Origin of the sequence: Pseudomonas frederiksbergensis (genome assembly GCF_017114915.1) — a bacterium.
GTDB classification, from domain to species: domain Bacteria; phylum Pseudomonadota; class Gammaproteobacteria; order Pseudomonadales; family Pseudomonadaceae; genus Aquipseudomonas; species Aquipseudomonas frederiksbergensis_I.
Genome location: NZ_JAAUOE010000055.1, coordinates 1 through 25,672, shown reverse-complemented (window position 1 = coordinate 25,672; position 25,672 = coordinate 1). Strand labels below are relative to the sequence as shown.

Annotated in this window: 21 protein-coding genes; 8 read left to right on the top strand and 13 right to left on the bottom strand. The window is 59.2% G+C overall.

From position 1 onward, the window contains the following. The 7 genes from HCU66_RS24940 to pssA form a co-directional block, all read right to left on the bottom strand. A partial coding sequence (locus tag HCU66_RS24940) for an enoyl-CoA hydratase-related protein (protein ID WP_205891061.1) occupies positions 1-196 on the bottom strand: 196 nt, incomplete at its 3' end. A gap of 15 nt (positions 197-211) precedes the next feature. Beyond that, entirely contained in the window at positions 212-1,339 is a 1,128-nt protein-coding gene (locus HCU66_RS24935) for an acyl-CoA dehydrogenase (RefSeq protein ID WP_205891060.1), read from the bottom strand. 215 nt (positions 1,340-1,554) lie between these two features. Beyond that, positions 1,555-2,748, bottom strand: coding sequence for an acetyl-CoA C-acyltransferase (locus tag HCU66_RS24930; RefSeq protein WP_205891059.1), 1,194 nt, complete (start codon positions 2,746-2,748; stop codon positions 1,555-1,557). A 12-nt stretch (positions 2,749-2,760) separates the two neighbouring features. Then, positions 2,761-3,522, bottom strand: a complete 762-nt coding sequence (locus HCU66_RS24925) for an SDR family NAD(P)-dependent oxidoreductase (protein ID WP_205891058.1) — start codon at positions 3,520-3,522, stop codon at positions 2,761-2,763. A 16-nt stretch (positions 3,523-3,538) separates the two neighbouring features. Next, a complete protein-coding gene (locus HCU66_RS24920) occupies positions 3,539-5,203 on the bottom strand; it encodes an AMP-binding protein (RefSeq protein ID WP_205891057.1) in 1,665 nt (554 codons plus the stop codon). Positions 5,204-5,366: 163 nt separating this feature from the next. Beyond that, positions 5,367-6,383, bottom strand: a complete 1,017-nt coding sequence (locus HCU66_RS24915; RefSeq protein ID WP_205891056.1) for an AraC family transcriptional regulator — start codon at positions 6,381-6,383, stop codon at positions 5,367-5,369. A 139-nt stretch (positions 6,384-6,522) separates the two neighbouring features. After that, complete coding sequence (gene pssA, locus HCU66_RS24910) at positions 6,523-7,866, bottom strand: CDP-diacylglycerol--serine O-phosphatidyltransferase (RefSeq protein WP_205891055.1); 1,344 nt, start codon at positions 7,864-7,866, stop codon at positions 6,523-6,525. A gap of 249 nt (positions 7,867-8,115) precedes the next feature. On the opposite strand from pssA, the gene HCU66_RS24905 reads away from it, so the two are divergent. From HCU66_RS24905 to HCU66_RS24895, 3 genes are all read left to right on the top strand, one after another. Continuing rightward, a complete protein-coding gene (locus HCU66_RS24905; RefSeq protein WP_205891062.1) occupies positions 8,116-8,679 on the top strand; it encodes a TetR/AcrR family transcriptional regulator in 564 nt (187 codons plus the stop codon). A 56-nt stretch (positions 8,680-8,735) separates the two neighbouring features. Further along, positions 8,736-9,212 carry a nuclear transport factor 2 family protein gene (locus HCU66_RS24900; protein ID WP_205891054.1) on the top strand — a complete coding sequence of 159 codons (477 nt, stop codon included), beginning with the start codon at positions 8,736-8,738 and terminating at the stop codon, positions 9,210-9,212. 202 nt (positions 9,213-9,414) lie between these two features. Next, the gene (locus tag HCU66_RS24895) at positions 9,415-10,194 is read left to right on the top strand and encodes a TSUP family transporter (RefSeq protein ID WP_095631017.1); all 780 of its coding nucleotides are present in this window, start codon (positions 9,415-9,417) and stop codon (positions 10,192-10,194) included. Here HCU66_RS24895 and nudC read toward each other — a convergent pair. Next, positions 10,162-10,992 carry an NAD(+) diphosphatase gene (gene nudC / locus HCU66_RS24890; protein WP_205891053.1) on the bottom strand — a complete coding sequence of 277 codons (831 nt, stop codon included), beginning with the start codon at positions 10,990-10,992 and terminating at the stop codon, positions 10,162-10,164. The two genes, HCU66_RS24895 and nudC, sit on opposite strands and share 33 nt — an antisense overlap. A gap of 6 nt (positions 10,993-10,998) precedes the next feature. Continuing rightward, on the bottom strand, positions 10,999-11,811 hold the full coding sequence (locus tag HCU66_RS24885) for a crotonase/enoyl-CoA hydratase family protein (protein WP_205891052.1): 813 nt from the start codon (positions 11,809-11,811) through the stop codon (positions 10,999-11,001). 264 nt (positions 11,812-12,075) lie between these two features. Here HCU66_RS24885 and pncA point away from each other — a divergent pair, with 264 nt between their 5' ends. After that, on the top strand, positions 12,076-12,705 hold the full coding sequence (pncA, locus tag HCU66_RS24880) for a bifunctional nicotinamidase/pyrazinamidase (RefSeq protein WP_205891051.1): 630 nt from the start codon (positions 12,076-12,078) through the stop codon (positions 12,703-12,705). Between the two features lie 221 nt (positions 12,706-12,926). Here the strand turns inward: pncA and HCU66_RS24875 are convergent, their stop codons facing one another. Further along, entirely contained in the window at positions 12,927-14,228 is a 1,302-nt protein-coding gene (locus HCU66_RS24875) for an ATP-binding protein (RefSeq protein ID WP_205891050.1), read from the bottom strand. 4 nt (positions 14,229-14,232) lie between these two features. Next, positions 14,233-14,934, bottom strand: a complete 702-nt coding sequence (locus HCU66_RS24870; protein ID WP_205891049.1) for a response regulator — start codon at positions 14,932-14,934, stop codon at positions 14,233-14,235. Between the two features lie 215 nt (positions 14,935-15,149). Between HCU66_RS24870 and HCU66_RS24865 the strand changes: the two genes are divergently transcribed. The 4 genes from HCU66_RS24865 to HCU66_RS24850 all read left to right on the top strand — a co-directional run bounded on the left by HCU66_RS24865 (position 15,150) and on the right by HCU66_RS24850 (position 20,885). Continuing rightward, positions 15,150-16,307 carry an efflux RND transporter periplasmic adaptor subunit gene (locus HCU66_RS24865; protein ID WP_205891048.1) on the top strand — a complete coding sequence of 386 codons (1,158 nt, stop codon included), beginning with the start codon at positions 15,150-15,152 and terminating at the stop codon, positions 16,305-16,307. Positions 16,308-16,321: 14 nt separating this feature from the next. Next, the gene (locus HCU66_RS24860) at positions 16,322-19,420 is read left to right on the top strand and encodes an efflux RND transporter permease subunit (protein WP_205891047.1); all 3,099 of its coding nucleotides are present in this window, start codon (positions 16,322-16,324) and stop codon (positions 19,418-19,420) included. A 179-nt stretch (positions 19,421-19,599) separates the two neighbouring features. Further along, complete coding sequence (locus HCU66_RS24855) at positions 19,600-20,241, top strand: DUF1345 domain-containing protein (RefSeq protein WP_205891046.1); 642 nt, start codon at positions 19,600-19,602, stop codon at positions 20,239-20,241. A 152-nt stretch (positions 20,242-20,393) separates the two neighbouring features. Then, positions 20,394-20,885 carry a hypothetical protein gene (locus HCU66_RS24850; protein ID WP_205891045.1) on the top strand — a complete coding sequence of 164 codons (492 nt, stop codon included), beginning with the start codon at positions 20,394-20,396 and terminating at the stop codon, positions 20,883-20,885. Between the two features lie 66 nt (positions 20,886-20,951). Here HCU66_RS24850 and HCU66_RS24845 read toward each other — a convergent pair whose 3' ends face one another. Beyond that, positions 20,952-23,195 carry an autotransporter outer membrane beta-barrel domain-containing protein gene (locus HCU66_RS24845; protein WP_205891044.1) on the bottom strand — a complete coding sequence of 748 codons (2,244 nt, stop codon included), beginning with the start codon at positions 23,193-23,195 and terminating at the stop codon, positions 20,952-20,954. A gap of 232 nt (positions 23,196-23,427) precedes the next feature. Further along, the gene (locus HCU66_RS24840; protein ID WP_205891043.1) at positions 23,428-25,446 is read right to left on the bottom strand and encodes a hypothetical protein; all 2,019 of its coding nucleotides are present in this window, start codon (positions 25,444-25,446) and stop codon (positions 23,428-23,430) included. Between the last annotated feature and the right edge of the window lie 226 nt (positions 25,447-25,672).

Here is a 25,672-nt window from a genome sequence, read left to right as displayed (position 1 = left end):
CGGCACCGGCGGCGAAGGCTTTTTTCGAGCCGGTCAGCACGATGCAGCCGATGTTCGAATCGGCTTCCAGACCATCGAGGGCGTGGTTCAGTTCGCTGACGATCTGTGCATTCAACGCGTTCAGCGCTTGCGGGCGGTTCAGGGTGATCAGGCCGACGCGGCCGTGGGTTTCCAGCAAAATCGTTTCGTAGTTCACGTATTGGTTTCCTTCTCAAAGATTGCGCGAAATGACCATGCGCTGAATGTCGCTGGTGCCTTCGTAGATCTGACAAACCCGCACGTCGCGGTAGATCCGCTCCAGCGGGAAGTCGTTCAGGTAACCGTAGCCGCCCAGGGTTTGCAACGCCGATGAACAGACCTTCTCGGCCATTTCAGAAGCGAACAGCTTGGCCATGGACGCTTCCACCAGCGCCGGCTGGCCGCTGTCGCGCAGCGCCGCCGCGTAATGCACCATCTGCCGGGCCACGGCAATCTGGGTGGCCATGTCCGCCAAGCGGAACGCCACCGCCTGGTGTTCGATGATCGGCTTGCCGAAGCTCTCGCGCTCACGGGCATAGTCGCGGGCCGCTTCGAACGCAGCGCGGGCCATGCCCACCGATTGCGAGGCGATGCCGACACGGCCGCCTTCGAGGTTGGCCAGGGCGATTTTGTAGCCTTCGCCCTCCTCACCCAGTCGATTGGCCACCGGGACTTTCACATCCTCGAAGAGAATCTGGCAGGTGTCGGAGGCGTGCTGACCGAGTTTGTCTTCGACTCGCGCGACTTTATAGCCCGGCGAATCGGTGGGCACGATCAGCGCGGTGATCCCGCGTTTGCCGGCACTCGGGTCAGTCACCGCAAACACAATCACCACCCCGGCGTTTTGCCCGGAGGTGATGAACTGCTTGCAGCCGTTGAGCACGTAGTGATCGCCGTCCAGCCGGGCGCGGGTTTTCAGGCTGCTGGCATCGGAACCGGCTTGCGGTTCGGTCAGCGCAAAGGCACCGAGCATCGCGCCGCTGGCCAGCGGTTTGAGGAAGCGTTCTTTCTGGTCGTCGTTGCCGAACTTGAGGATCGGCACACAACCCACCGAGTTGTGCACGCTCATGATGGTCGAGCAGGCGCCGTCACCGGCGGCGATTTCTTCCAGGGCCATGGCGTAGGCCAGGTAACCGGTGTCGCAACCGCCCCACTGCTCCGGCACCAGCATGCCAAAGAAGCCCAGGTCGGCCATTTCGCCGATGGCTTCCTTGGGGAAGCGATGTTCACGGTCCCATTCGGCGGCGAACGGTTTCAGCCGTTCCTGGGCAAACTGCCGGGCCGCGTCGCTGATCTGAAGTTGTTCGTCATTGGGGATCATGCCAATTCCTTAAAATGTAATTGCCCCNCTGGGCAAACTGCCGGGCCGCGTCGCTGATCTGAAGTTGTTCGTCATTGGGGATCATGCCAATTCCTTAAAATGTAATTGCCCCGTAGGAGCTGGCGAAGCCTGCGATCTTTTGATCTTGATCTTAAAAACAGGATCAAAAGATCGCAGCCTCGTTTCACTCGACAGCTCCTACAGACATCGCGACCTCAGTAGAGGCATTCCACGGCCATGGCTGTCGCTTCGCCGCCGCCGATGCAGATTGCTGCAACGCCGCGCTTCAGGCCTTTCTGGCGCAGGGCCGAGAGCAAGGTCACGAGTATCCGCGCGCCGGACGCACCAATCGGGTGGCCCAGGGCACAGGCGCCACCGTGGACGTTGATCTTCTCGTGGGGGATTTCCAGTTTGGTCATGGTCACCAGACTCACCACCGCGAAGGCTTCGTTGACTTCGAACAACTCAACGTCATCCAGGGACCAGCCGGCCTTCTTCATCAGTTTCTTGATCGCGCCCACCGGTGCCACCGGGAACAGCCCCGGCGTGTCGGCAAATGCAGCGTGACCATGAATCACTGCCAGCGGTTTTAGGCCTTGTTTCTCGGCTTCGGAACGGCGCATCAACACCAGTGCCGCCGCGCCGTCGGAGATCGAGCTGGAGTTGGCCGCCGTCACGGTGCCGCCCTCGCGGAACGCCGGTTTCAGCGAGGCGATCTTGTCCAGTTTGGCTTTTGGTGGCTGTTCGTCGTGGCTGATCAGCACTTGCTGTTTGCCGACCGTCACGGTGAGCGGCACGATCTCGGCATTGAAGCTGCCGTCCTCGATCGCCTGTTGGGCGCGAGTGGTCGAGGCGATGGCAAACGCGTCCTGATCTTCACGGCTGAAGCCATTGGTCTCGGCGCAATCCTCGGCAAAGGTGCCCATCAGGCGGCCCTTGTCGTAGGCGTCTTCGAGGCCGTCGAGGAACATGTGATCAAGCACCTGGCCATGACCCATGCGGTAACCGCTGCGGGCGCGGTCCAGCAGGTATGGCGCGTTGGACATGCTTTCCATGCCGCCGGCGACCACCACCTCGGCACTGCCGGCGATCAGCATGTCGTGGGCCAGGATCGTCGCTTCCATGCCCGAGCCGCACATTTTGTTCAGGGTCGTGCAGCGAGTCGATTTATCCAGCCCGGCGCCCAAGGCCGCTTGCCGCGCCGGGGCCTGGCCGAGGCCGGCGGAGAGTACGCAACCAAACAGCACTTCTTCCACGGATTCAGGGGCGATGCCGGCGCGTTCGACCGCGGCACGAATCGCCGCGGCGCCCAGTTGCGGCGCGGTCAGGCTTTTCAGTTCGCCCTGGAAACCGCCCATCGGGGTGCGGACAGCGCTGACAATAACAATTGGATCGTTGAACTGTGTCATGTCTAATCCTCCTTATTTGGCCGCCATGCGCAAGGCGCCGTCGAGACGGATCACCTCGCCGTTGAGCATGCTGTTTTCTATGATATGCCTGGCCAGCGCGGCGTACTCGCTCGGCTTGCCCAGGCGCGGTGGGAACGGCACACCAGCGGCCAGCGAATCACGTACTTCCGGAGTCATGCCGGCCATCATCGGCGTTTCGAAAATGCCCGGGGCGATGGTCATCACGCGGATGCCGAAGCGTGCCAGCTCACGGGCGGCAGGCAAGGTCAGGCTGGCAATCGCGCCTTTGGAGGCCGCATACGCGGCCTGACCGATCTGACCGTCGAAGGCGGCGACCGAGGCGGTGTTGATGATCACTCCGCGCTCGCCGTCTTCATCGGCTTCGGTTTCGGCAATGGCTGCTGCCGCCAGGCGCAGCATGTTGAAACTGCCGATCAGGTTGACGTTGATCACCTGGCTGAAACTGGCCAAGGCATGTGGGCCGGTCTTGCCGAGGATTTTTTCGCCACGCACGATGCCGGCGCAATTGACCAGGCCATTGAGGCCGCCAAACGCTTTGACCGTCGCCTGCACCGCCGCTTCGGCCGCCGCTTCATTACTGATGTCGGCCACCACGCTGTGCGCGCCGAGACGTGCAGCCTGGGCCGCGACGGCTTCGGCGTTCATGTCCACCAGCATCACCTTGGCGCCGGCCGCCATCAGCATTTCAGCGGTGGCCGCACCGAGGCCGGATGCACCGCCGGTGACGAGAAAAACCTTGTTTTCGATCTGCATCATTGTTTCCTTGGATTCAAGCTGAAACGTTCTTCGCGGCGGCCTCTTGAGCCTTGGCGATTTCCTGGTTGCGCAAGATAAAGCGCTGCAATTTGCCGCTAGGGGTTTTCGGCAACTCGCTGACAAATTCGATTTCACGGGGGTATGAGTGCGCCGCCAGACGCTTGCGCACGTGTTGGCGCAGTTCTTCGGCCAGCGCAGGGTCGGCGCGGTATTGCGGGCTGAGCACGACGAACGCTTTGACCAGCTCGGTACGCTCTGGATCGGGTTTGCCGATGACGGCGGCTTCGACCACTGCCGGGTGTTCGATCAGCGCGCTTTCCACATCGAACGGGCCGACGCGGTAGCCGGAGGTGGTGATCACGTCGTCGCTGCGGCCGACGAAGCTGATGCTGCCGTCCGGGTTCCACTCGACGGTGTCACCGCTCAGGTAATAGTTGCCGACGAACGCTTTGGTCGGCGCACCTTCATAACCGTTGAACCAGCACATCGGCGACTGGGTGCGGTCGATCGCCAGAATACCCGGCTGACCAACGCCCAGCTCTTTGTATTCGTCATCCAGCACCACGATGCGGTGGCCCGGCGAGGCAAAACCGGCAGCGCCCATGTGGATCGGATGCTCCAGGCCATGGTGATTGCACAGGACCATGCCCAGTTCGGTCTGGCCGTAGTGGTCGTGGATCACCACGCCAAGGTTATCGGCGAACCAGCGAATCACCTCCGGGTTCAGCGGCTCGCCAGCGCTGCTGACAATGCGCAGCTTGCCCTTGATCGAACGGGCGAATTCATCGCCGCCGGCAATCAGCAATCGGTAGGCGGTCGGTGAGCCGGTGAGGTTGGTAATCCCGTATTTGTTGATCACCCGGCAGGTGCTTTCGAGGGTGAATGGGCCATCGTAAAAGGTGATCGGATGCCCCATCGCCATCGGTCCGGTGACGCCGAAATAAATGCCGTAGGCCCAACCCGGATCGGCGACATTCCAGAAGGCGTCTTCGGGGCGCAAATCCACGGCGTCGCGGGTGTAGCTCTGGAAGGCGACGATGGCTTTGAGCGGCACCGACAGCGCTTTCGACGGGCCGGTGGTGCCCGAGGTGAACATCAACAGGAACGGGTCTTCGCCGGTCAGCAATACCGGTTCGCAGACGCTGGAGTAGTTGGCCAGTTCGGCCCAGAAACTGAAATCACCCCGAACAATACCTTGGCCTTTCGGGCCGCCGACGGTAACGATGGTCGGGCAGTCGGCCACTTCAGCCAGTTTCGGGCGATTGACCGCGTCGGTGACCACCACTTTGGCCCCGGAACTGTTCAGGCGGTGTTCGATGGCTTTGGGGCCGAAGGCGGTGAACAGCGGCTGATAAACCGCACCGATGCGCCACGCAGCGAACACGGTGATCAGCAATTCGATGTTGCGGGGCAACAGGCCCGCGACCTTGTCGCCCTTCTTCACACCTTGGGCCAGCAGGAAATTGGCGAAACGCGCGGCCTTGTCCTGCAAGTCGCTGAACGTGTAAGTCGCGCTGGCGCCGTCGCGGCCTTCCCAGAACAGCGCGATGCGCCCCGGCAAGGCATGCCGGTCGCAACACTCGATGCAGGCATTGAGCGCGCTTAACGACCCTGAGAGCGCGGCATCGACGGTGTGCTGATAATTGAACTGTGACGTGGCAGACAAGTAATCGCGCATTGCCAGAATCCCTCTGTGTTTTTATTAGGTTGGGGGAACCGTAATCAACAGGGAAATACTCGCTCTGCGCGGGGAGCGGGACAATGGTCAAAGCTATCAAGTTGTGTGACTGGTTTGGCCAAGGCCGCTAACCAGCTCGTTCCCACGCAGAGTGAGGGAACGATTAGCTGACGTCGTTAAGAATCAAACTCCGATAATGCCCAGGATTTGACCCCGACCACTTGCGAAAGGCCTTGTAGAACGAGCTGGCATCGGCAAACCCCAAACGGGTGGCGATTTCAGCGAAGCTGATGGCCGGCTCGGCCAGCCAGACGATGGCCAGTTCCTTGCGCACGTTGTCCTTGAGCCCCTGATACGTCTGGCCCTCTTCGGCCAGGCGTCGACGCAACGTTGAGGCCGACATGCACAGTCGCTGCGCCAGCGCTTCGGTTTCCGGCCAGCGCTCGGCGGGCAATTGCCGCAGATCGTGCTTGATCCGGCTGGCCAGGCTTTCGGGGTCACGGTACTTGACCAGAATGTTCGCCGGCGCATGGGCGAGGAAGCGCTTGAGCTCATCAGCGCTGCGCTTGATTGGCAAATCCAGGCAGTCGGCGGAGAAAATCATCCGTGTGCGTGGCCGGTCGAACCGCAGGTTCTCGGAAAACATCACCTGATAGTCATCGCAAAAATCCGGCTCCGGGCAACGCAGTTCGATGGCCAGGATCGGAATCCGCCGCCCCGCCAGCCAGCAGGCAACACCGTGAACGATCATCCAGTAAGTGAAATAGGTGAAGGCGCGGCGTGGTTCTTCGTCGTCCTCGAGCAGGACGATCTCCGCCAGGCTTTGCTGACGAACCAGTTGCGCGGGCAGGCGTTCGAGCATCAACGACAGAAAGCTCAGGCCCGAAGTCAATCCGGCGGCCAGGCTCGGCTGGACCATGGAGCAGCGACAGAGAAACTCCAGGCTGCCTGACTTGAGCTTGCGTGGGTCCATGCCAAAAAACTCATCATCCATGCGCCGAGCCAGCAAACGCCACAGGCGCGCATAAGCGGTGGCCGGGACACGGGCGTCGGAGCTGTCCAATAGCGCCGGATCGATACCGACCTTGTTCAACACCTCTGCGGTGGCAGCGCCCGGGGCGCAACTTTGCAACAGCGCTTCACGCACCAGTTGAATGGCGATGGTGTCTTTTTCCGACATTGACCGGGGTGAGCCTTGTTCGTGTTTGAGTGGTGGGCATATTAGCGCAGCCATCAGCCCGGCGCAGATCCCTCTCTGTGGGAGCGGGCTTGCTCGCGAAGGCCTTTTCACCGGCACCACCCGCCCTGTCGGTTGAGCCCTACAAAATCCGATACAGCAACCGCTCGATCCGCACCCGGCTCACGCGCTTTAGAAACTTGGCCACCCCCGCCGGGTAATCCGGCAGCGTTTGCAGGTCCTGATACCGCTCGATGCGATGGGTGTGCCGGAAAATCTCCGCCAGTTCCTTGCCACGCGATTCCAGCAATTCCCCTTTCGGATCATCAATCAGCAACGCGTTTTCCAGATCGAGGCGGAACGCCCGTGGATTGAGGTTGTTGCCGGTCAGCAAGGTGTAGCGCTGGTCGATCCACATGCCCTTGAGGTGGTAGGTGTTGTCGCCATCCTTCCACAAATGCAGGTTCAGCTTGCCGCTGTCGATGTTGCGCTGATGACGCTTGGCGAAGCGTCGCAAACTGATTTCATAAAGGTACGGCAGCGCCGCGATCACCTTGAACGGCTCGCTGGGCGGAATGTAGAAGTCGTTGGCCGTCTTGTCGCCGACGATGATGTCGATCTTCACGCCACGGGCCAGGGCCCGATTGATTTCCCGGGTCACCGCCAGCGGCAGGTTGAAGTACGGCGTGCAGATAGTCAGTTGATGCTGGGCACTGGCGATCAGCTCGCAGATCACCCGACTCAACGGATTGTTCTTGCCCACACCGAGCAACGGACTGACCGATAAACCGCCCTTGGCCGTGCTGCCCACTGTAGTGTCGTACGCCGCATGCTTGAGACGGCTGCGCAGATCACCGATGTCGTGGCGCAGGCTGCGGGTGGTCGGCAGGTTCGGCAAGTCGAGGCGATGCACCGCTTTGGAGGTGATCAGCCCGTGCTGGATCAGGTGATGCATCGAATCGGCCAGCGCCTGATTCCGCAGCAGGTGATAACGATCGAAACGGTACTTGTCGAATTTGTGCAGGTAAACGTTGTTCAGGCTCGCGCCGCTGTAGATCACGCAATCGTCGATCACGAAGCCCTTCAAATGCAGCACGCCGAACAGCTCGCGGGTCTGCACCGGCACGCCGTACACCGGCACGACGCTTTCGTGGGTGCGGGTGGTTTCCTGATACCAGGCCGAGTTGCCCGGCTGCTTGCCGGCACCGATCAAACCGCGCTGGGCACGCAGCCAGTCCACGACCACCACCAAGTCCAGTTCCGGACGCGCCCGTTTGGCCGCGTGCAGGGCATCGAGGATTTCCTGCCCGGCCTCATCCTGTTGCAGGTACAGCGCAACGATGTAGATGCGCCGGGTCGCCTGGGCGATTTGCTCCAGCAGGCAACGACGGAACTCGGCAGCGCCAGAGAGGATGGTGACGGCATCGGCGGTCAGCGGAAAACTGCGCAGTTTAGGCAGCAGAGAGCGTTTGAAAAGCAACGGCATAGGGCTCGCAAAGGGTCGAATCCGAAGAGGCTGAGAGCTTACACCATGGATTGCCTTGGGTCTTGTTAGTGTCTGTAAAGGCCCCGCACCGATCGTTCCCATGCGCAGCAAAGGAATGCATCTCGTGACGCTCTGCGTCACATTAACGCTGGACGCGGAGCGTCCATGGCGGCATTCCCCCGCAGAGCGTGGGAACGATCAATGCAAAAAAAGTTGACCAAGAAGAACGATCATTCTACTGTTCACAGCATGAACGAAATCACTAGCAACGACACACGCGACATCATTCTGGATGTCACCGAAAAGTTGATCTACAAAAGTGGCATCGCTGCCACCGGGATGGATCTTCTGGTGAAAACCGCCGGCGTCTCCAGAAAAAGTATTTACCGCTACTTCGCCAACAAGGAGGAGCTTGTCGTCGCGGCCCTGCAACGCCGCGATGTGCGCTGGATGAACTGGTACCGCAGCGAAGTCGGCAAGGCACAAACCCCGGCCGGGCGGCTGCTCAACCTGTTTACCGTGCTCAAGGCCTGGTTCGCCTCCGAAGGCTTCCGTGGCTGCGCATTCATCAACACCAGCGGCGAAACCGGCGACCCGCAAGACCCGGTTCGCCTGGTCGCCAAAGACCACAAACAGAAGCTGCTCGACTACGTGCGCGAGCTCTGTACCGAATATGGCGCACAAGATCCGGAGACGCTGGCCAGACAGCTGCTGATCCTGATCGACGGTGCCATTACCGTAGCGCTTGTGACAGGTGATCACAGTGCCGCCGATAATGCGCAATGCATGGCGCGAAAGTTATTGGACCTGTAACACTTTAAATAAGCCCGACAACGTGCTTGAACGTTAATTTGATAGGGAGACTTAATATGTCTACTGCCGAAGTTCGTCCGCCATTGCCGCCGTTTACCCGTGAATCGGCCATCGAAAAAGTTCGCTTGGCCGAAGACGGCTGGAACTCCCGCGACCCGGAACGGGTGTCTCTTGCCTACACCCTGGACACCCAGTGGCGAAACCGCGCCGAGTTCGCCCACAACCGCGAAGAAGCCAAAGGTTTCCTGACCCGCAAATGGGCCAAGGAACTGGACTACCGGCTGATCAAGGAACTCTGGGCCCATGGCGACAACCGCATCGCCGTGCGTTACGCCTACGAATGGCACGATGACTCGGGCAACTGGTTCCGTTCCTACGGCAACGAGAATTGGGAGTTCGACGAGAACGGCCTGATGTCCAACCGATACGCCTGCATCAACGACCTGCCGATCAAGGAAAGCGAGCGCAAGTTCCACTGGCCGCTGGGCCGCCGGCCGGATGATCACCCAGGCCTCTCCGACCTGGGCCTGTAATTTCACCTCACTGATGATCGTTCCCACGCTCTGCGTGGGAATGCCTCAAGGGACGCTCCGCGTTCCAATGGGACGCAGAGCGTCCCGGGCTGCATTACCACGCAGTGCGTGGGAACGATCGGCTGTACCAGGATAACTTTATCGGTAAGATACCGGCCTTTCCCGCAGCCCTCTTCTGCGCCCTGCCGATTAAGCCCATTCCATGCCTTTCGAACTCAGTGTTGACCTCACTACCCTGGCCGTTCTGGCCCTTGTCGCTTTCATTGCCGGTTTCATCGACGCCATCGCCGGCGGTGGCGGTCTGTTGACCACCCCCGCGCTGCTGACTGCCGGCCTGCCGCCGCATCTGGTGCTGGGCACCAACAAACTCAGTTCGACCTTCGGCTCGGCCACTGCCAGCTTCACTTTCTACCGGCGCAAACTATTCCATCCTCGGCAATGGATGCACGCCATCGTCGGCACACTGGTGGGCGCACTCACTGGCGCCGTGGTCGCTCATTACTTGCCGGCAGAATGGCTGAACAAGATGCTGCCGGTGATCGTTTTCGCCTGCGGTCTATACCTGTTATTCGGCGGCACGCCGAAAGCGCCGCTGGACAGCGACGCTCCGATCAAGAAAAAGTGGCAATCGTCCCAAGGCTTCAGCCTCGGCTTCTATGACGGCGTGGCCGGTCCGGGAACGGGGGCGTTCTGGACCGTCAGCAGCCTGCTGCTCTACCCCATCGACCTGGTCAAGGCCAGTGGCGTGGCGCGCAGCATGAACTTCGTCAGCAATATCGCGGCGCTGTCGGTGTTCATCTTTTCCGGGCAGGTGGACTGGATCATCGGCCTGAGCATGGGCCTGTCGGTGATGGTCGGCGCCTTCTTCGGCGCGCGCACCGCCATCAGTGGCGGTGCGAAATTCATTCGCCCGGTGTTCATCACCGTGGTATTGGGCCTGACCGTGCGCTTAGCCTGGCAGCACTGGTTCAGCGTGGCCTAAGCGCCGCGCCACATAGACGTCGATCAGGTAACGGGCAATCGAGCGTGACGCCGGCAATGGCGGCAGCTCGTGCACGTTGAACCACTGGGCGTCTTCGATTTCGTCTTCCTGACAGACAATCTCGCCACCGGCGTACTCGGCGTGAAAACCGAGCATCATCGAATGCGGGAACGGCCAGCACTGACTGCCCATGTACTGGATGTTCTTGACCTCGATCTGCACCTCTTCGCGGACCTCGCGAATCAGGCAGTCTTCGGCCGACTCGCCCGGCTCGGCAAACCCCGCCAACGTGCTGTAGACCCCGGTGACAAAACGCGGCGAACGGGCCAGCAGCACCTCGTCGCCACGGGTCACCAGTACGATCATGCTCGGTGAAATGCGCGGGTAGTGGCGTATGTCGCACGGTTCGCAGTACATCGCCCGCTCACGCGGCACCTGGCTCATCACCTGCCCGCAGTTACCGCAAAAGCGGTGTTCACGGGCCCAGGTGCCGATTTGCGCGGCATAGCCCAGAACCTTGTAGACGGTGTGATCGCCCTCGAGCATGAACGCCCGCAGGCCTTTCCAGTTGCACCCCGGCACGTCGCTGTGGCTGCGCAGCTCCAGCAGGTAGACCGGTTCGCCATTCAGGTGACCGATGCCGTGCTCGGCAAGAATCGACAAGTCCTGGCGCTTGAGCCATTCGCGCGGGAACAGCGCGCCATTGTCATCGAACAAAAAGCCTTCGGGGCTGCGCGCCACGGCCCAGCCGCCGGGTTGATCGGTATCCAGTACTGCGGTGGTCCAGCGTGAAGTCATGGTTAATCAATCCAGAAATTCGGGTTTCTGTTTGCTCATATGGGCGGCCATGGCCACGCGCAGATCGCTGGATTGCAGCATGGCGGCGTTCCAGGTGGCGACGTATTCGAGGCCGTCGTCGATGCGATGGTCGCGCATATAACTGATCATCTCTTTGGTGCCGGTGACGGCAATCGGCGACTTGCCGGCGATCTCCCGGGCAATGCCCATCACGCCTTCAAGCAGGCTGGCGGTGTCGCTGTAGACGCGATTGACCAGGCCGATATTGCGCGCTTCGTCAGCGCCAAAGGTGCGACCAGTGTAAGCCAATTCACGCAGCATGCCGTCACCGATGATCCGCGGCAAGCGTTGCAAAGTGCCCACATCGGCCGCCATGCCGATATCGATTTCCTTGATCGAGAATTGCGCATCTTCGGCGGCGTAACGCATGTCGCAGGCGCAAATCAGGTCGATGGCACCGCCCAGGCAATAACCCTGGATTGCTGCCAGCACCGGTTTGCGGCAGTTGTCGACGGCGTTGAAGGACGCTTGCAGCCTGAGGATCGTGCGCCGCAGCAGGCGCGCATTGCGGCTGACGTCCTTGCCCAGCTCATTGAGCGTAGCGGCCATCATCACCAAGTCGATGCCGGAAGAAAAATGCTTGCCGGCGCCACTGAGCACCACCACCCGCACTTCATCGGTATCGTCGACCCACTGGAAAATCTCGATGATCTCGCTCCAGAATGCGGCGTTCATCGAGTTGATCTTTTCCGGGCGGTTGATCTGCACATGGGCGATGTTATCGGCCAATTCGACGCTGAAGGCGGTGTATTGAGACATGGCAGTGATCCTTTACCGGGCAGAAAATGAGGCCCGAACTATAACAAGGCTTCCGTGCCGGCAGTAAGGCAGCGGTTTGGCCAAATGCGGGACTGGTTTTAGGTTCGTTGGTGTTTGGGCCGGCCTCTTCGCGGGCAAGCCCGCTCCTACGGGATATGTGTTCTTGCCCGCATCGTCTCCACCGCAGCGAACGAAAATCGGCTTAGCGCATAAGCGAAATAGTCACTATGCTTTTGTCCGACTTTCCAAGGAGGAACCTACCCCATGCCGATTTCTTCGCGCGCTGCGTTACTGGTCATCGACGTACAAAACGACTTCATTCCTGGTGGTCAATTGCCGGTACCGGAGGGTGACCTGATTGTGCCCCTGATTAATCGTCTCGGCCGCCAGTTCAAACAGATCATCATTGCCCAGGACTGGCACCCGCCCGGCCACGCCTCGTTCGCGTCCAGCCACCCCGGGCGCAAACCTTATGACGTGATTCAGTTGCCTTACGGTGAACAGACGCTGTGGCCGGAGCATTGTGTACGCGCCACGCCCGGCGCCGAGTTCCACCCGGAGCTGGACCTGCCCCACGCCCAACTGATCATCCGCAAGGGCTGCAACCCGGACATCGACAGTTATTCGGCGTTTCTGGAAGCGGATCGAACCACGACCACAGGCTTGGCCGGGTACCTGAAAGAACGCGGCATCGACACGGTTTACATGGTCGGGCTGGCACTGGATTTCTGCGTGATGTTCTCCGCGCTGGATGCGCGGTCGGCGGGGTTCAATGCGTTTGTGGTGATGGATGCTTGTCGGGCGATTGATCTGGACGGCTCGCTGGCGGCGGCGATCGAGCGGATGCAGGTGGCGGGGGTTGGGTTGATTCCATCAACCGAATTACTCGGCTGAACTGTATGACGTTCCCCCGCCTGGTTCGTAGCAGCTGCCGAGCCCGCGAGGCTGCGTTCGAGGACGTAGTCCTCGCAAACCCGGCGAATACGGTCGTCCTGATAGAACCGGTTGCCTGATTTTACGACTGCTGCGTCCGAACGCGGCCCGAGCCGAACGCAGCCTCGCGGGCTCGGCAGCTGCTACGGCCCTGCGTCGGATTTCGGCTTGGTTGACCAGCATCACACCGGGGTTGGCAACCAAAGCCGGAACCGCGCTCCACCCAACGGCGAAGCCTGCGCGGTCAGTGTGCCGCCCTGGGCTTCCAGCGCCCGGCGGCTGATCGCCAGCCCCAGACCAAACCCGCCAGTGGCGCGATCCCGACTGCGATCCAGCCGGTAAAACGGCTCGAAAATCCGCTCCTGCTCTCCCTCCGGAATGCCGATGCCGTCGTCGTCCACGCAGATTTCACAACCCTTGGGACCCACCTGCACACCGATTTGAATCCGTTTTTCGCAGTAGCGCATGGCGTTACGCAGCAAGTTCTGGATCGCCCGGGCGGTCAATCGCGGGTCCAGCGAGAAGCGTTCGAGCTGGCCGTGCAGCAGCACATCGATGACGATTTCCGGCGAGTCGAGCTCTTCATCGACGCTGCCCAGAATACTGTCGATGAACTCATCCAGCGACACCTCGACCTGTTCCGGCAAGCTCGCCGGATTTTGCAATCGGCTGTAAGACAGCAGCTCCAGCACCAGCTCATCCAGTTCGCGAATGTGTGCGACCAGACTTTGCAGACGTTCGCGACTGGTGGCCGGCAAGTCGTCGGACAGTGCCAGGGCCAGGCCGAAATCCAGCCGCGTTAACGGCGTGCGCAATTCATGGGACACCGCGTTGAGCAAGTCGCGCTGCTGGTTGAGCAGGTTTTCGATGTCGCCGGCCATGGTATCGAACACATTGGCCAGGCTGCCGATGTTGGAGCTGGGGGAAATCTGCGTTCGCTCGCTCAAGTGGCCCTTACCGAAGCGTTCGGCGGTGCCTTTTAGACGCTCCAGGTCGCGCCAGTGCGGGCGCAGCCACAGCAAGAGGCAGGCCAGCATCGTCGCGCCGATCAGTACGTTGATGCTCCAGTAGAGCCAACTGACGTCTGTCGGGTCCGGCGGCACGACCATTTCCACCACCAACTGCTCGTTCAACGGTGTCACCGCCAGGGTGCGCCAGCCCCAGTCGCCGATGCGCACGACATTCTCCCCGCGCTGCAAACGTTCCCGTTCATCCAGGGTGAATTCAGCGGCGTCGTTACGCGCCAGCAGGATGTGCAGCGGCTGGAACTCCTTGTCCATCTGCGCCGCCAACGCCGGCCAGTGCTCGACGGGTACGGCGCGAAACTGTTTGACGATCAGGGTTTGCAAGCCCCGGGAGTAATCAAGGTTGTAGGTCATGAAGCGCTCATGAAAGACCTTGATCACCAGGTCCGGCACCAGATAAATCGCCGCGCTGAACGAGACGATGGTCACCAGATACAGGCGAAACAGGATTCTGAACATGGCTTCAGCATTCCCACTCGGAACGGCTGAACAAATAACCCTTGCCCCACACGGTCTTGATCTTGCGCGCCTCGCCGGCGTGGTCGTCGAACTTGCGTCGCAGTTTGGAGATGGCCACGTCCACCGAACGGTCGGTGCCGTTGAATTCGATGCCGCGCAGGCGTTGCAGGATCTGGTCGCGGCTCAGCACTTCGCCGGCATGCCGGGCCAGCACCACCAGCAGGTTGTATTCACCGCTGGACAGTTCGACCAGTTGCTCGCGCCAGGTCACGGTGCGTTCGGACAAATCGATGCACAGATTGCCCATGAGAATGCGGTCGTTGGCGGTCAGCGGTTCGCTGAAGCTGCTACGCCGCAGCAAGGTCCGCACCCGGGCCAGCAGCACCCGTGGCTCGCAGGGTTTGGTGACGTAGTCGTCGGCGCCCATTTCCAGGCCCAGCACCTGATCGTGGCTGTCGTCACGGGCGGTGAGCATGAGGATTGGCAGCGTTGCCGAATCGGCGCGCAGCAGACGGCAAACCTGCAAGCCGTCGAGGCCCGGCAGCATCAGATCGAGGATCACCAGATCCGGTGGATCGATCCGCGCCCGCTCACGCACATGGTCGCCACGGCTGATGACGCTGACGCAGTAGCCATTGCGTTCCAGATAGCTGGCAATCAGTTCGGCGAGGGCGGTGTCGTCTTCGACCAGGAGGATGTTGGGCATGGATGTTTCCAGAAAGTGCAGTGGCGACCCGTAGGAGCGAGGCTTGCCCGCGAAGGCGACCTGACAGGTGCGATAAATTCAAGGCGTGAAGGATATACGCCCTCACGCACACGCGAGCAAAACCCTTACACAATTTCACACAGCACCTACAAAGCTTAACCACTACCCTCGTCGGCGCCCCGTAGGATGCGGGAGGTCAATATTGGGGAATTTCCATGTCAAAGAATCTGCTTGCCACGCTCAGCCTGATTGCCCTGGCGTTGACGCTGAGCGCTTGCGACCAGTCCTCGACCGCCGAAGAACAGGCCCCGCTGGCCACTGTGCGCATCGAAACCATCGAAGTCCGCCCCACGTCGATCAGCAGCGAACTGAGCGGGCGGATTGCCGCGCCGCGCATCGCCGAAGTCCGCGCCCGGGTCGCCGGTGTGGTGTTGCAGCGGGCTTTTCGCGAAGGCAGCGACGTGAAAAAAGACGACGTGCTGTTCCGTATCGACCCGGCGCCGTTCAAGGCCGACCTGGACAGCGCCGAAGCCGCGCTGCGCAAGGCCGAAGCCAACGCGTTCCAGGCCAAGCTGCAAGAGCAGCGTTACGCCCAGTTGATCGAAGGCAACGCCATCAGCGCTCAGGATTACGACAATGCTCGCGCCAACGCCCGGCAGACCGCTGCCGATGTCGCCGCCAACAAAGCCGCCGTGGAGCGGGCGAAACTGAACCTGGGTTACGCCACCGTCACCGCGCCGATTTCCGGGCGCATCGGCCGGGCGCTGGTAACCGAAGGCGCGCTGGTCGGGCAGAACGAAACCACGCCGCTGGCCCTGATTCAGCAGTTGAACCCGATCCACGCCGACCTGACGCAATCGACCCGCGAGCTCAATGACCTGCGCCGGGCTTTCCGTTCCGGCCAGTTAAAGGAAGTGGGCCAAGGTCAGGCCAAAGCTACATTGATTCAAGACGACGGCAGCCCCTATCCATTGCCGGGCAAGTTGCTGTTCACCGACATCACCGTCGACCCGGGCACTGGCCAGATCATCCTGCGCAGTGAGTTCCCCAACCCCGATCTCGACTTGCTGCCAGGCAGCTTCGTTCGCGTGCGCCTGGAGCAAGCGTTCAATCAGCAAGGCATCAGCGTGCCGCAACGAGCCATCCAGCGTGACAGCGCCGGCGTCGCTCAAGTGCTGGTGCTCGACGCCGAACAGCGGGTCGGTCAGCAACCGGTCGAATTGGGCGCGGTGCAGAACGATCGCTGGATCGTCACCCGCGGCCTCAAGCCCGGCGATCGCATCGTCACTGAAGGCCTGCAACACGCGCGCCCCGGCGAAAAAGTCCAGATCGACGACACCCCTCTTCCACTTGCCCAGGTCACTGGTCAGTAAGCAGGACGCTTTTTATGCCGCAGTTCTTTATCGACCGCCCGGTATTTGCCTGGGTGGTGGCCTTGTTCATCCTGATGGCCGGTGCGTTGGCCATTGGGCAGTTACCGGTGGCGCAGTACCCGGACGTTGCGCCGCCGAAAGTCGAAATCTACGCCACCTACCCCGGCGCTTCGGCGCAGACCGTGGACCAAAGCGTGGTCAGCCTGATCGAGGAAGAGCTCAACGGCGCCGACCATCTGCTGTATTTCGAATCCCAGAGCAGCCTCGGCAGCGCCACCATTACCGCGACGTTCCAGCCAGGCACCAACCCGGAGATGGCACAAGTCGACGTGCAAAACCGCCTCAAAGCGGTGGAATCACGTCTGCCTCAAGCCGTTACCCAGCAAGGCTTGCAGGTGGAGAAGGTCTCCGCCGGTTTCCTGTTGCTGATTACCCTCACCTCCACCGACGGCAAGCTCGACGACGTGGCGCTCAGCGATTACCTGGCGCGCAACGTGATGAACGAAATCAAGCGTCTGGACGGCGTCGGCAAGGCCCAGTTGTACGGCGCCGAACGGGCGATGCGGATCTGGATCGACCCGCAAAAGCTGATCGGTTTCAACCTGACCCCGGCTGACGTCAATACCGCCATCGTCGCGCAGAATGCTCAGGTTTCCGCGGGCAGCATCGGCGATTTGCCGACCCGCACTACCCAGGAAATCACCGCGACCATTCTGGTCAAGGGGCAGTTGTCGACACCCGAAGAGTTCGCCGACATTGTGCTCAAGGCCAATCCTGACGGCTCCACCGTGCGCATCGGCGATGTGGCGCGGGTCGAGATCGGCAGCCAGGAATATCAGTTTTCCACGCGCCTGAACGGCAAACCGTCCACCGCCGTCAGCGTACAACTGTCGCCGGGCGCCAATGCCCTGAGCACTGCAACGCGGGTGCGGGCGAAGATGGATGAACTGGCGCGCTATTTCCCGGCCGGCGTCGAATACAAGATCCCGTACGACACCTCGCCCTTCGTCAAAGTCTCGATCACCAAAGTGATCTATACCCTTGGCGAGGCGATGGTGCTGGTGTTTGCGGTGATGTTCCTGTTCCTGCAGAACATCCGCTACACGCTGATTCCGACGCTGGTGGTGCCGGTGGCATTGATGGGCACGTTTGCGACCATGCTGGCGCTGGGCTTCTCGATCAACGTGCTGACCATGTTCGGCATGGTGCTGGCCATCGGCATACTGGTGGACGACGCGATTGTGGTGGTGGAGAACGTCGAGCGGATCATGGCCACCGAAGGCCTGTCGCCCAAGGACGCGACGCGCAAGGCGATGAAGCAGATTACCGGGGCGATCATCGGCATCACCCTGGTGCTGGTGGCGGTGTTCATTCCGATGGCGTTCATGCAGGGCTCGGTCGGGGTGATTTACCGGCAGTTCTCGCTGTCGATGGCCACCTCGATTCTGTTCTCGGCGTTCCTCGCCCTGACCTTGACCCCGGCCCTGTGTGCGACGCTGCTCAAGCCGATTGCCCAGGGCGAGTATCACACCAAGGGCGGCTTCTTCGGCTGGTTCAACCGGCGTTTCGAACAACTGACCGAGCGTTATCAGGGATGGGTCGCTTATGCGTTGCGGCGCACCGGTCGTTTTCTGTTGATCTACGGCGTGCTGCTGCTCGGTCTGGGGCTGTGTTTCAGTCGCCTGCCCTCCTCGTTCCTGCCGGTGGAAGACCAGGGCTACACCATCACCGACATTCAACTGCCACCGGGCGCGAGCAAGAATCGCACAATAAATGTGGTGGAGCAGATCGAAGCACACAACGCCACCGAGCCGGGCGTCGGCGACAGCACGGTGATTCTCGGTTTCAGCTTTTCCGGCAGCGGGCAGAACGCCGCGCTGGCGTTCACCACGCTCAAGGACTGGTCGGATCGGGGCCGCGACGACTCGGCGAGCTCGATTGCCGACCGGGCGAACATCGCCCTCGGTCAGATCAAGGACGCCATGGCCTTTGCGGTGTTGCCGCCGCCGGTCGATGGCCTCGGCACGTCCAGCGGTTTCGAGTTCCGCCTTCAGGATCGCGGCGGCCTCGGCCATGCCACGCTGATGCAGGCGCGCAGCCAGTTGCTGGCGGCCGCCGAGAAGAGCCCGATCCTGATGAACGTGCGCGAAAGCGCCCTGGCCGAAGCGCCGCAGGTGCAACTGATCGTGGACCGCAAGCAAGCCAACGCTTTGGGCATCTCCTTTGCCGACATCGGCAACGTGCTGTCCACCGCCGTGGGTTCGGCCTACATCAATGACTTCCCCAACCAGGGGCGGATGCAACGGGTGGTGGTCCAGGCCGAAGGTGATCAACGCAGCCAGGTCGCCGATCTGTTGAAGATGAACGTGCGCAACAACGCCGAGAAAATGGTGCCGTTGTCGGCCTTCGTCCGGGCCAACTGGACCCAGGGCCCGGCGCAGTTGACCCGTTACAACGGCTACCCGGCCATCAGTATTTCCGGCGAACCGGCACCGGGTTACAGCACCGGCGAAGCCATGGCGGAAATCGAACGGCTGGTGGCGCAAGGCCCGGCGGGGTTGGGTCAGGAATGGACCGGGTTGTCGTTGCAGGAACGCTTGTCCGGCAGCCAGGCACCGATTCTGCTCGGGCTGTCGCTGCTGATCGTGTTCCTGTGCCTGGCGGCGCTGTATGAGAGTTGGTCGATTCCAACCTCGGTGCTGCTGGTGGTGCCGTTGGGTGTACTCGGTGCGGTACTGGCCGTGACCCTGCGCGGAATGCCCAACGATGTGTTCTTCAAGGTCGGGCTGATCACCATCATCGGCCTGTCAGCGAAGAACGCAATCCTGATCATCGAATTCGCCAAAAGCTTGTACGACGAAGGCCACGACCTGATCGACGCCACCCTGCAAGCCGCGCGCCTGCGGTTGCGGCCGATCGTCATGACGTCACTGGCGTTCATCCTCGGCGTGGTGCCGCTGGCGATCGCCACCGGAGCCAGTTCGGCGAGCCAGCAAGCCATCGGCACCGGAGTGATTGGCGGGATGATCACCGCGACCCTGGCGGTGGTGTTTGTGCCAGTGTTTTTTGTGGTGGTGATGCAACTGGTGCGCAGGCGCCATAAGAACATCTAAATAACGATACCCCCCTGTAGGAGCGGGCTTGCCCGCGAAGGCGGTGTGTCAGTCAACATCAATGTTGTATGGGCTGGCCCCTTCGCGGGCAAGCCCGCTCCTACAAGGGTTATCGTTGGCCTTATCGTTGTGGTCACACTGGGCTAAGGTGTTTGAACACCCTGGACCATCGAGTTCTCATGCCCCTACTCGCCCGCACCCACCCTCGCCTGTCCGCCGCGACCGCATTCGGCATCGCGGTGGGCATTCTGGCGCCGGCCGATTCGATCCTCGGCAAAATCCTCATCGGCTGGAATACCGGCGTCTGGACCTATCTGGCCCTGATCGTCTGGCTGACCATGCGTTCCAAAGCCGACGACGTGAAACGCATTGCCGAGGTCGAGGACGAAAACGCCGGGCTGGTGCTGTTCACCGTGAGCATGGCCGCACTGGCCAGCCTCGCCGCCATCACCCTCCAACTAGCGAGCAGCAAGGATCTGGACACTTATCACCGGCTGTTGCACTACGGCTTCACCGGGTTGACCGTGATCGGCTCGTGGTTGTTGATCGGGGTGATTTTCAGCCTGCATTACGCGCGGCTGTTTTACACCTGGGGAGGCAAGGAGCCTGCGCTGCGGTTTGCCGAGGGGCAGTTGAAGCCCGATTACTGGGACTTTTTGTACTTCTCGTTCACCATCGGCGTGGCGGTGCAAACGGCGGACGTGGGCGTGGCCACACGCGGTTTGCGCAAAATCGTGCTGGCGCAGTCGTTGATCGGTTTCTTGTTCAACACGGCGATTCTTGGGTTTTCGATCAATATCGCGGCGGGGTTGTTTGGCTGATGGCGCCAGGCAAATAAAAATCACATTAATGACGCCCTGTAAACTATCAAGTCTGTCAGTTTACAAGTCCGATCCATTAGCGGTTTTATACGTCATCCCGGAAGTTGTCTTTAATAGCGGGATTTCTTGCCATGACTATGGAGACTGTATTGATGAACATGATCACGCAAAGATTCAGACAAGCAGTGAACGCCGGTACCTGCATCGGAAAGATCAACACCACTGAACCATTTAATGCAGGTCTGGTGGAGCTTTCGGAGCGCTCTTTCCCACCACCTCATGGCGAGGCCTACTTCATGTTTGCCCGGCAACGCGACTCGGTGGATTACACGACAAAAGAGCTCACCCTCTCCTTTTCCAAGGGGCTTGCCAATGACACCTACGATTTAACGCCACACTCCCATGATATCCGGCTGACCTTCGCTGACAATAGTGACCCGACCAAGCCTGTTATTTACACCCAGCGCGAGGGTACGGCTGAGCTGAAATATGATGACTCCACCGGCGTTTTTTCCGGCGCTTTGAAGGGCGTTATCGTTGAAAATCGGGACGATGATGTGGATAAGGAATTAACGATAGAGGTGGATTTTTCGGCAAAAGGCAGTATCGCCATGTCGAGACGCGCTCGAACGCTAGCCGCATAACCGTTTGATCCAAACAATAAAAAGGAAGCCTAAGCTTCCTTTTTATTAATCACCTCATAGAACTATCTACCACTCATAACGAACGCCAAAGTTCACACCAAAAGGTTGTTCGATATGCCGACCGCTGCTGTAGTCAAAATCCGCATGCATGTGAAAATTTTGCGTCATAGCCACAGCGACCCCGGTACCCAATTCAAGCCGATCACCGGACAGATTGTTTTTGAAGACATTGTTATTGACCTGAACTTCATTGTTCTTGGCAAACTCATGAGCCCAGGCGGCACGCAGGTATGGCTGTAATACACGCCCCTGCCCCAGTTCAATATTACGACCTGCGGTGGCCCCCACTTTACCGATAAAGGAATACGAGCGATCCCCTTCAGCTTGCAAATCGTTGTCCAGGGAAAAGTCCTTGCCTTGAATCACCATTGCAGACCATTGAGTGAAGGGTTCCAGAAAGTTGCCGTTGGCCAAGCGGATATGGCGTCCGAACTCGATGGAGCCTCCCAGTCCCGAGTTGTCATAGTCGCCTTTGGCCCGACCTCCGTCGCTCAAGCCGACTTTCGCTTCATTGCGAAAGCGGTTTGCCTTCAACACACCGTCGAAATAATAGCCAGTCCGCGGGTCGAGCCAAGTGGCGTAAGTGCCCAGGTAGTAGCTGTCCACATGCCCTGAGGTACCAGCGTTCAGATTAAGCTCGGACTGACTGTGACCGGCCATCACACCCACCAACCATGGGCCGTCTCCAACAGCCATATCCGCGCCCAAGGTGAAACCTTGCTGGGTTTGCTGGTAACCGACACCCGAGGCATCGGCGATGTTGTACTTGTTAGCGTATGTGCGGCCCCAGGCGCCCGCCTTACCGCCATTGAAACGCAGTTCCCCCATGCGGGTGCGCAACGAAGTCAACTCAGCTAGCCCGATGGTCGAGGCGGTGTTGAATAGCGCGCGTACAGAACGTGCACCCGGGCTGACTGTGCGGGTACTCGGGTCAAGTATCCAGTCATTGCCACTTTTCGCCAGTCCGTAGGAATAGGTTCCAAGATCGACCGCTTTGTTCAGGAAGAATTGCGCATCCCCTCCTGCCGTCTGAACCACGCGAATCGGTTGGCCGGCGGCAGGATCAACACCACTGCTCGCAATCAACAATTCATGATTGCCACTGGCAGTCCCTATGACATTCAGCACATCGGTCTGGCCCGTGGCGAAGTTCGTGCCCATCACGAACCGGCCATTGCCCGACAGCGAGTTCACATTCAATTGGTAGAAGGCGTTGTCTGCACCGAATACCACCGAGCCGCCATTGTTGAGCGTGAGCTTGTCAACGTCGCTATTACCCACCAGTACCCATTTGGAACTGTCATTGATGGTGGTACTGGCCACATTCTGCAGGCGACCGGTCAAAACCGAATTGTTCTGCAAAGTCAGTTTGGTGGTGCTGCCTTGCTCGGTCACGATGTTACCGGTCAATGTACTGCCACTAACGATCATGGAGGTGTTGGCACCGCCCCTCACATCCAGCAGCGTATCGTTGCCTGCCAGCAACTGGGAATTGCTCAAGGAGATAGTCGCTGTTGAGGTCGCGGCATTGGCGAAGTCAACCAGAATCGCCGAACCGGTCATACCCTGGACGGTCGAGTTTTCCAGGTTTAGTACGGCGGGTTGAACGTCATTCGGGTCAAGGTCAATGATTACACCCTCTTGCCCGCCAACGATTGTGCTGCGGGTGGCAGTGGCCTGCCCACTGCGCAGCCGAATCCCGTAGCTTGTGGCTCCGGTGCCTTGAATGGTTGAATCGGTAACGTCCAAGTTGCTGTAGGCACTGACTAACGCGCCACCCGCTACACCACTAATGGTGCTTTTGCCGGTCACGGTAACTCTGGAGCCGGTCTGAGTACCAATCTCACGAACCGCCTGCAGTCCTAAGCGATTACCGGTAATGGTGCTGTTGTCGATAGTGGCGTCACTGTTGGTCAGCAGGACAGCTGCGAGACCGCCGACGCCTGAAACGGTCGCTCCGCTCAGATTGACATTGGAACCATTACGGGCCGAAATCTGCTGAGTCGTGCTACCGGTGTTTACATTGAGTGTTGAACTGTCGGCGGTGATGCTGAGCGTTTGTGCGCCGTTGACCGTCAGCGTCGCACTCTGGCTCAGGTCCCAGCGTTCCGGTGTGCCACCATTAATGGTTACATTTCCCCCAACGATGGGCGCAGCGGTTGCATATGAAGTGAAAAAAGCCAGCAGCGACGGGCACAGCAATGTATACCGGGTTGCGTTCCTGGAAATAAATGAAGATTTGCCTCGCATAGTAGACACCTACCTTAATAAAGCTCGAGCGCTGGCATGCTCGGAGAGATGAGCGGGCCAGCTATTTGAGGGTCGCTAGGCTATATGGGGATTTCACAAAGTTCTGTAGGACTAATCCTTATTTGATTGGCGAAAATTCCTTCAGGTTTCTCTTCAAGACCTGCACCAATGCCTTACAACAGTGCGATGGGGGCCTCCTCCCCCGGGCGCACTGTTATAAGCCGGATTTTATTTATGGAAGTGGGTGCACGTCGTCACAGAACTGGCGCTCACTATTATCCAAATCCAACCGATGAACGGCCGGCAGTGAATCAGGCGTTGGATTATTTCCTGCACCTCCGCGCGAAATGGTATAGGTGAGCCTGCCATTTTTAAGGTGCGCCGGTTTGAAGTCCTCCGTGTAGTTGCCTATGTTCATGAGCACACCGTCCTCAGGAAATTTGCCAACAATGGGAAAGGTGGCCACGGCATCTGTATCGGGAATGGGCACTGCCGGGTCTGTGTCGTACGCATAATATTTCAGCGTGATTGTTTCCCCATCGACGGTGAACTGATTTTTTTTAACACGCACCAGCAAATTTCGCCTGTTCGTGCCATCACCGGGATCCGTTTCCGTAGGAAAGTTCAAAGTAGCGCAAGCAATTCTCTCAAGAGGGCCAGCAAGATCAATGACTTCCGGCATGGCCATTTCAATTGGAAATTCATCTACGGGGATATCTTTGGTGCGAGAAGGTGTCGGATTATTTCCGGTTAGCGTATACAACCTGTAACGCAACACTTTGGTTCCGCTTCCATGGTCAAATACGGTCTTCCAAGGCAACGGAATAGGAAGCGTGGTGTCTTCTTGTCCCGCCGTCAAAGCAATGGGGTCACCAATTTTCTCATCATCATAAAATGCATCAATAAACCAGCCTTCTTTAGTCGGAGGCGTAGCAAAGAGTTTAATCTGAATTTCTATGCCATCGTCGCCAAAGTCAGCCTCCAATATTTTATCAATACTACCCGCTGTCGTTTTCAGTCTGGGGGCTTCCAATCCAATAAGAATCGGATCCGGGCCAATGAATGAAACATCTACACCAATACCGACCTTATTGGTGGCTATCTCCCGATTACCACGAAACATTTTATAGCTAACGTCTGTGGGCTTAATTCCGTCGGTATTGCCGTAGATCTCTTTTATAAGATCATAAGTAGCAAAAAATGTTAGTTCGGTGTTGGCTTCCACTCTTTGCTCTGGATCAATAGGCTTTCCTCCCCAATAAACAACGATTGTGTCAGCAGGCGAGTTGGGCGTCGGTACCTTAACCTTGATTTCGACCCCCCGCGAATCAAACTGAGTGTCAGCCAGATCGATCAGATCATCGCCATTCTCACCATTCGCCAGAGTCACTACTGGCGGTAGAACGGTAGCAGGGTCGGGCTCAGGAGCAAAAGCTACAGTGCGCTGGCTGGCATTTGACCTTTTCCCCGGATTCCCCGGCAAATCTGTCGCCTTATAAATAAGCAGATTGCGACCCTCCTCCCCACCTTTAAATACATCGGCAGGAATTAATGCCTCACCTGAACCATTCAATACGTCATCAAATACCGGCATGTCGCGATCCGGATCAGGAGCTGGTCCCCAGAAGAACTTGAAATTATCAGTTGGATCATAGGTCGGGGAAACCGCAGGCTTGACAAGGATCCCAGGCTTGCCTTCGAGATAAGCTTCATCGATAGGGGCGGCCGGGGGCAGATCGGCAGGCCAGGTAGGTGCACCCGGGGTAAGGTCTGCTGGTGGATTTTTTATTTTGTAAGGAGCCGTCCTGTCAACCGCGAATTCGGCAATCACCGAAACAGCTTCGTTCGGATTCACATAGAGGTATCGCATCTCATATTCAGTAGGCGTCTCCGGCGTGAGCGCTTCTACCAAGAAACTTACCGGAATCTCAAACGGCACTGTCCAATCCCGGGCATCCACTGGCCCCAACTCTATGTACACGTCAGGGTCAATATCAGTCCAGGTTGCATCTCCTTTTTTTCGCAGCTGCGGTCGTAGAAAATCTTCATCGTCTTCAAGCGTTGGCTGCGGAACAAGGTACTTCAAGGGTGACTGCAAGTCCGCGAACGGTATCCGCAAGTCGGGTAACAATGTTTGCGCTGGAAAGGTAACCGCCTTAGGAGGAGCCATTTGTACATCACCTGCCCTGGTGCTTTTTTCCAGAAGCACTGCTCTTCTGGACGCTATGGCCCGTTCAACTATTGCATTCATTTAACCATCTCCATGTATTCACAATTGATAGCGCAACGAATTCAGATAGAACCAGTCATTCCGTGCGCCTCTGCCCACTTCACTTCTTTCCCTGCTTAATCAAGGCCCGCATGGAAGTTCTTCGCCTGGGAGGATCCTGTCTATTTTTACCAGTGCAGTTTTTGATATCCCCACAAGCCTCATGCCGCGATATACCCGGTACTCAATGGTGGCGGAGGCTTTGTTC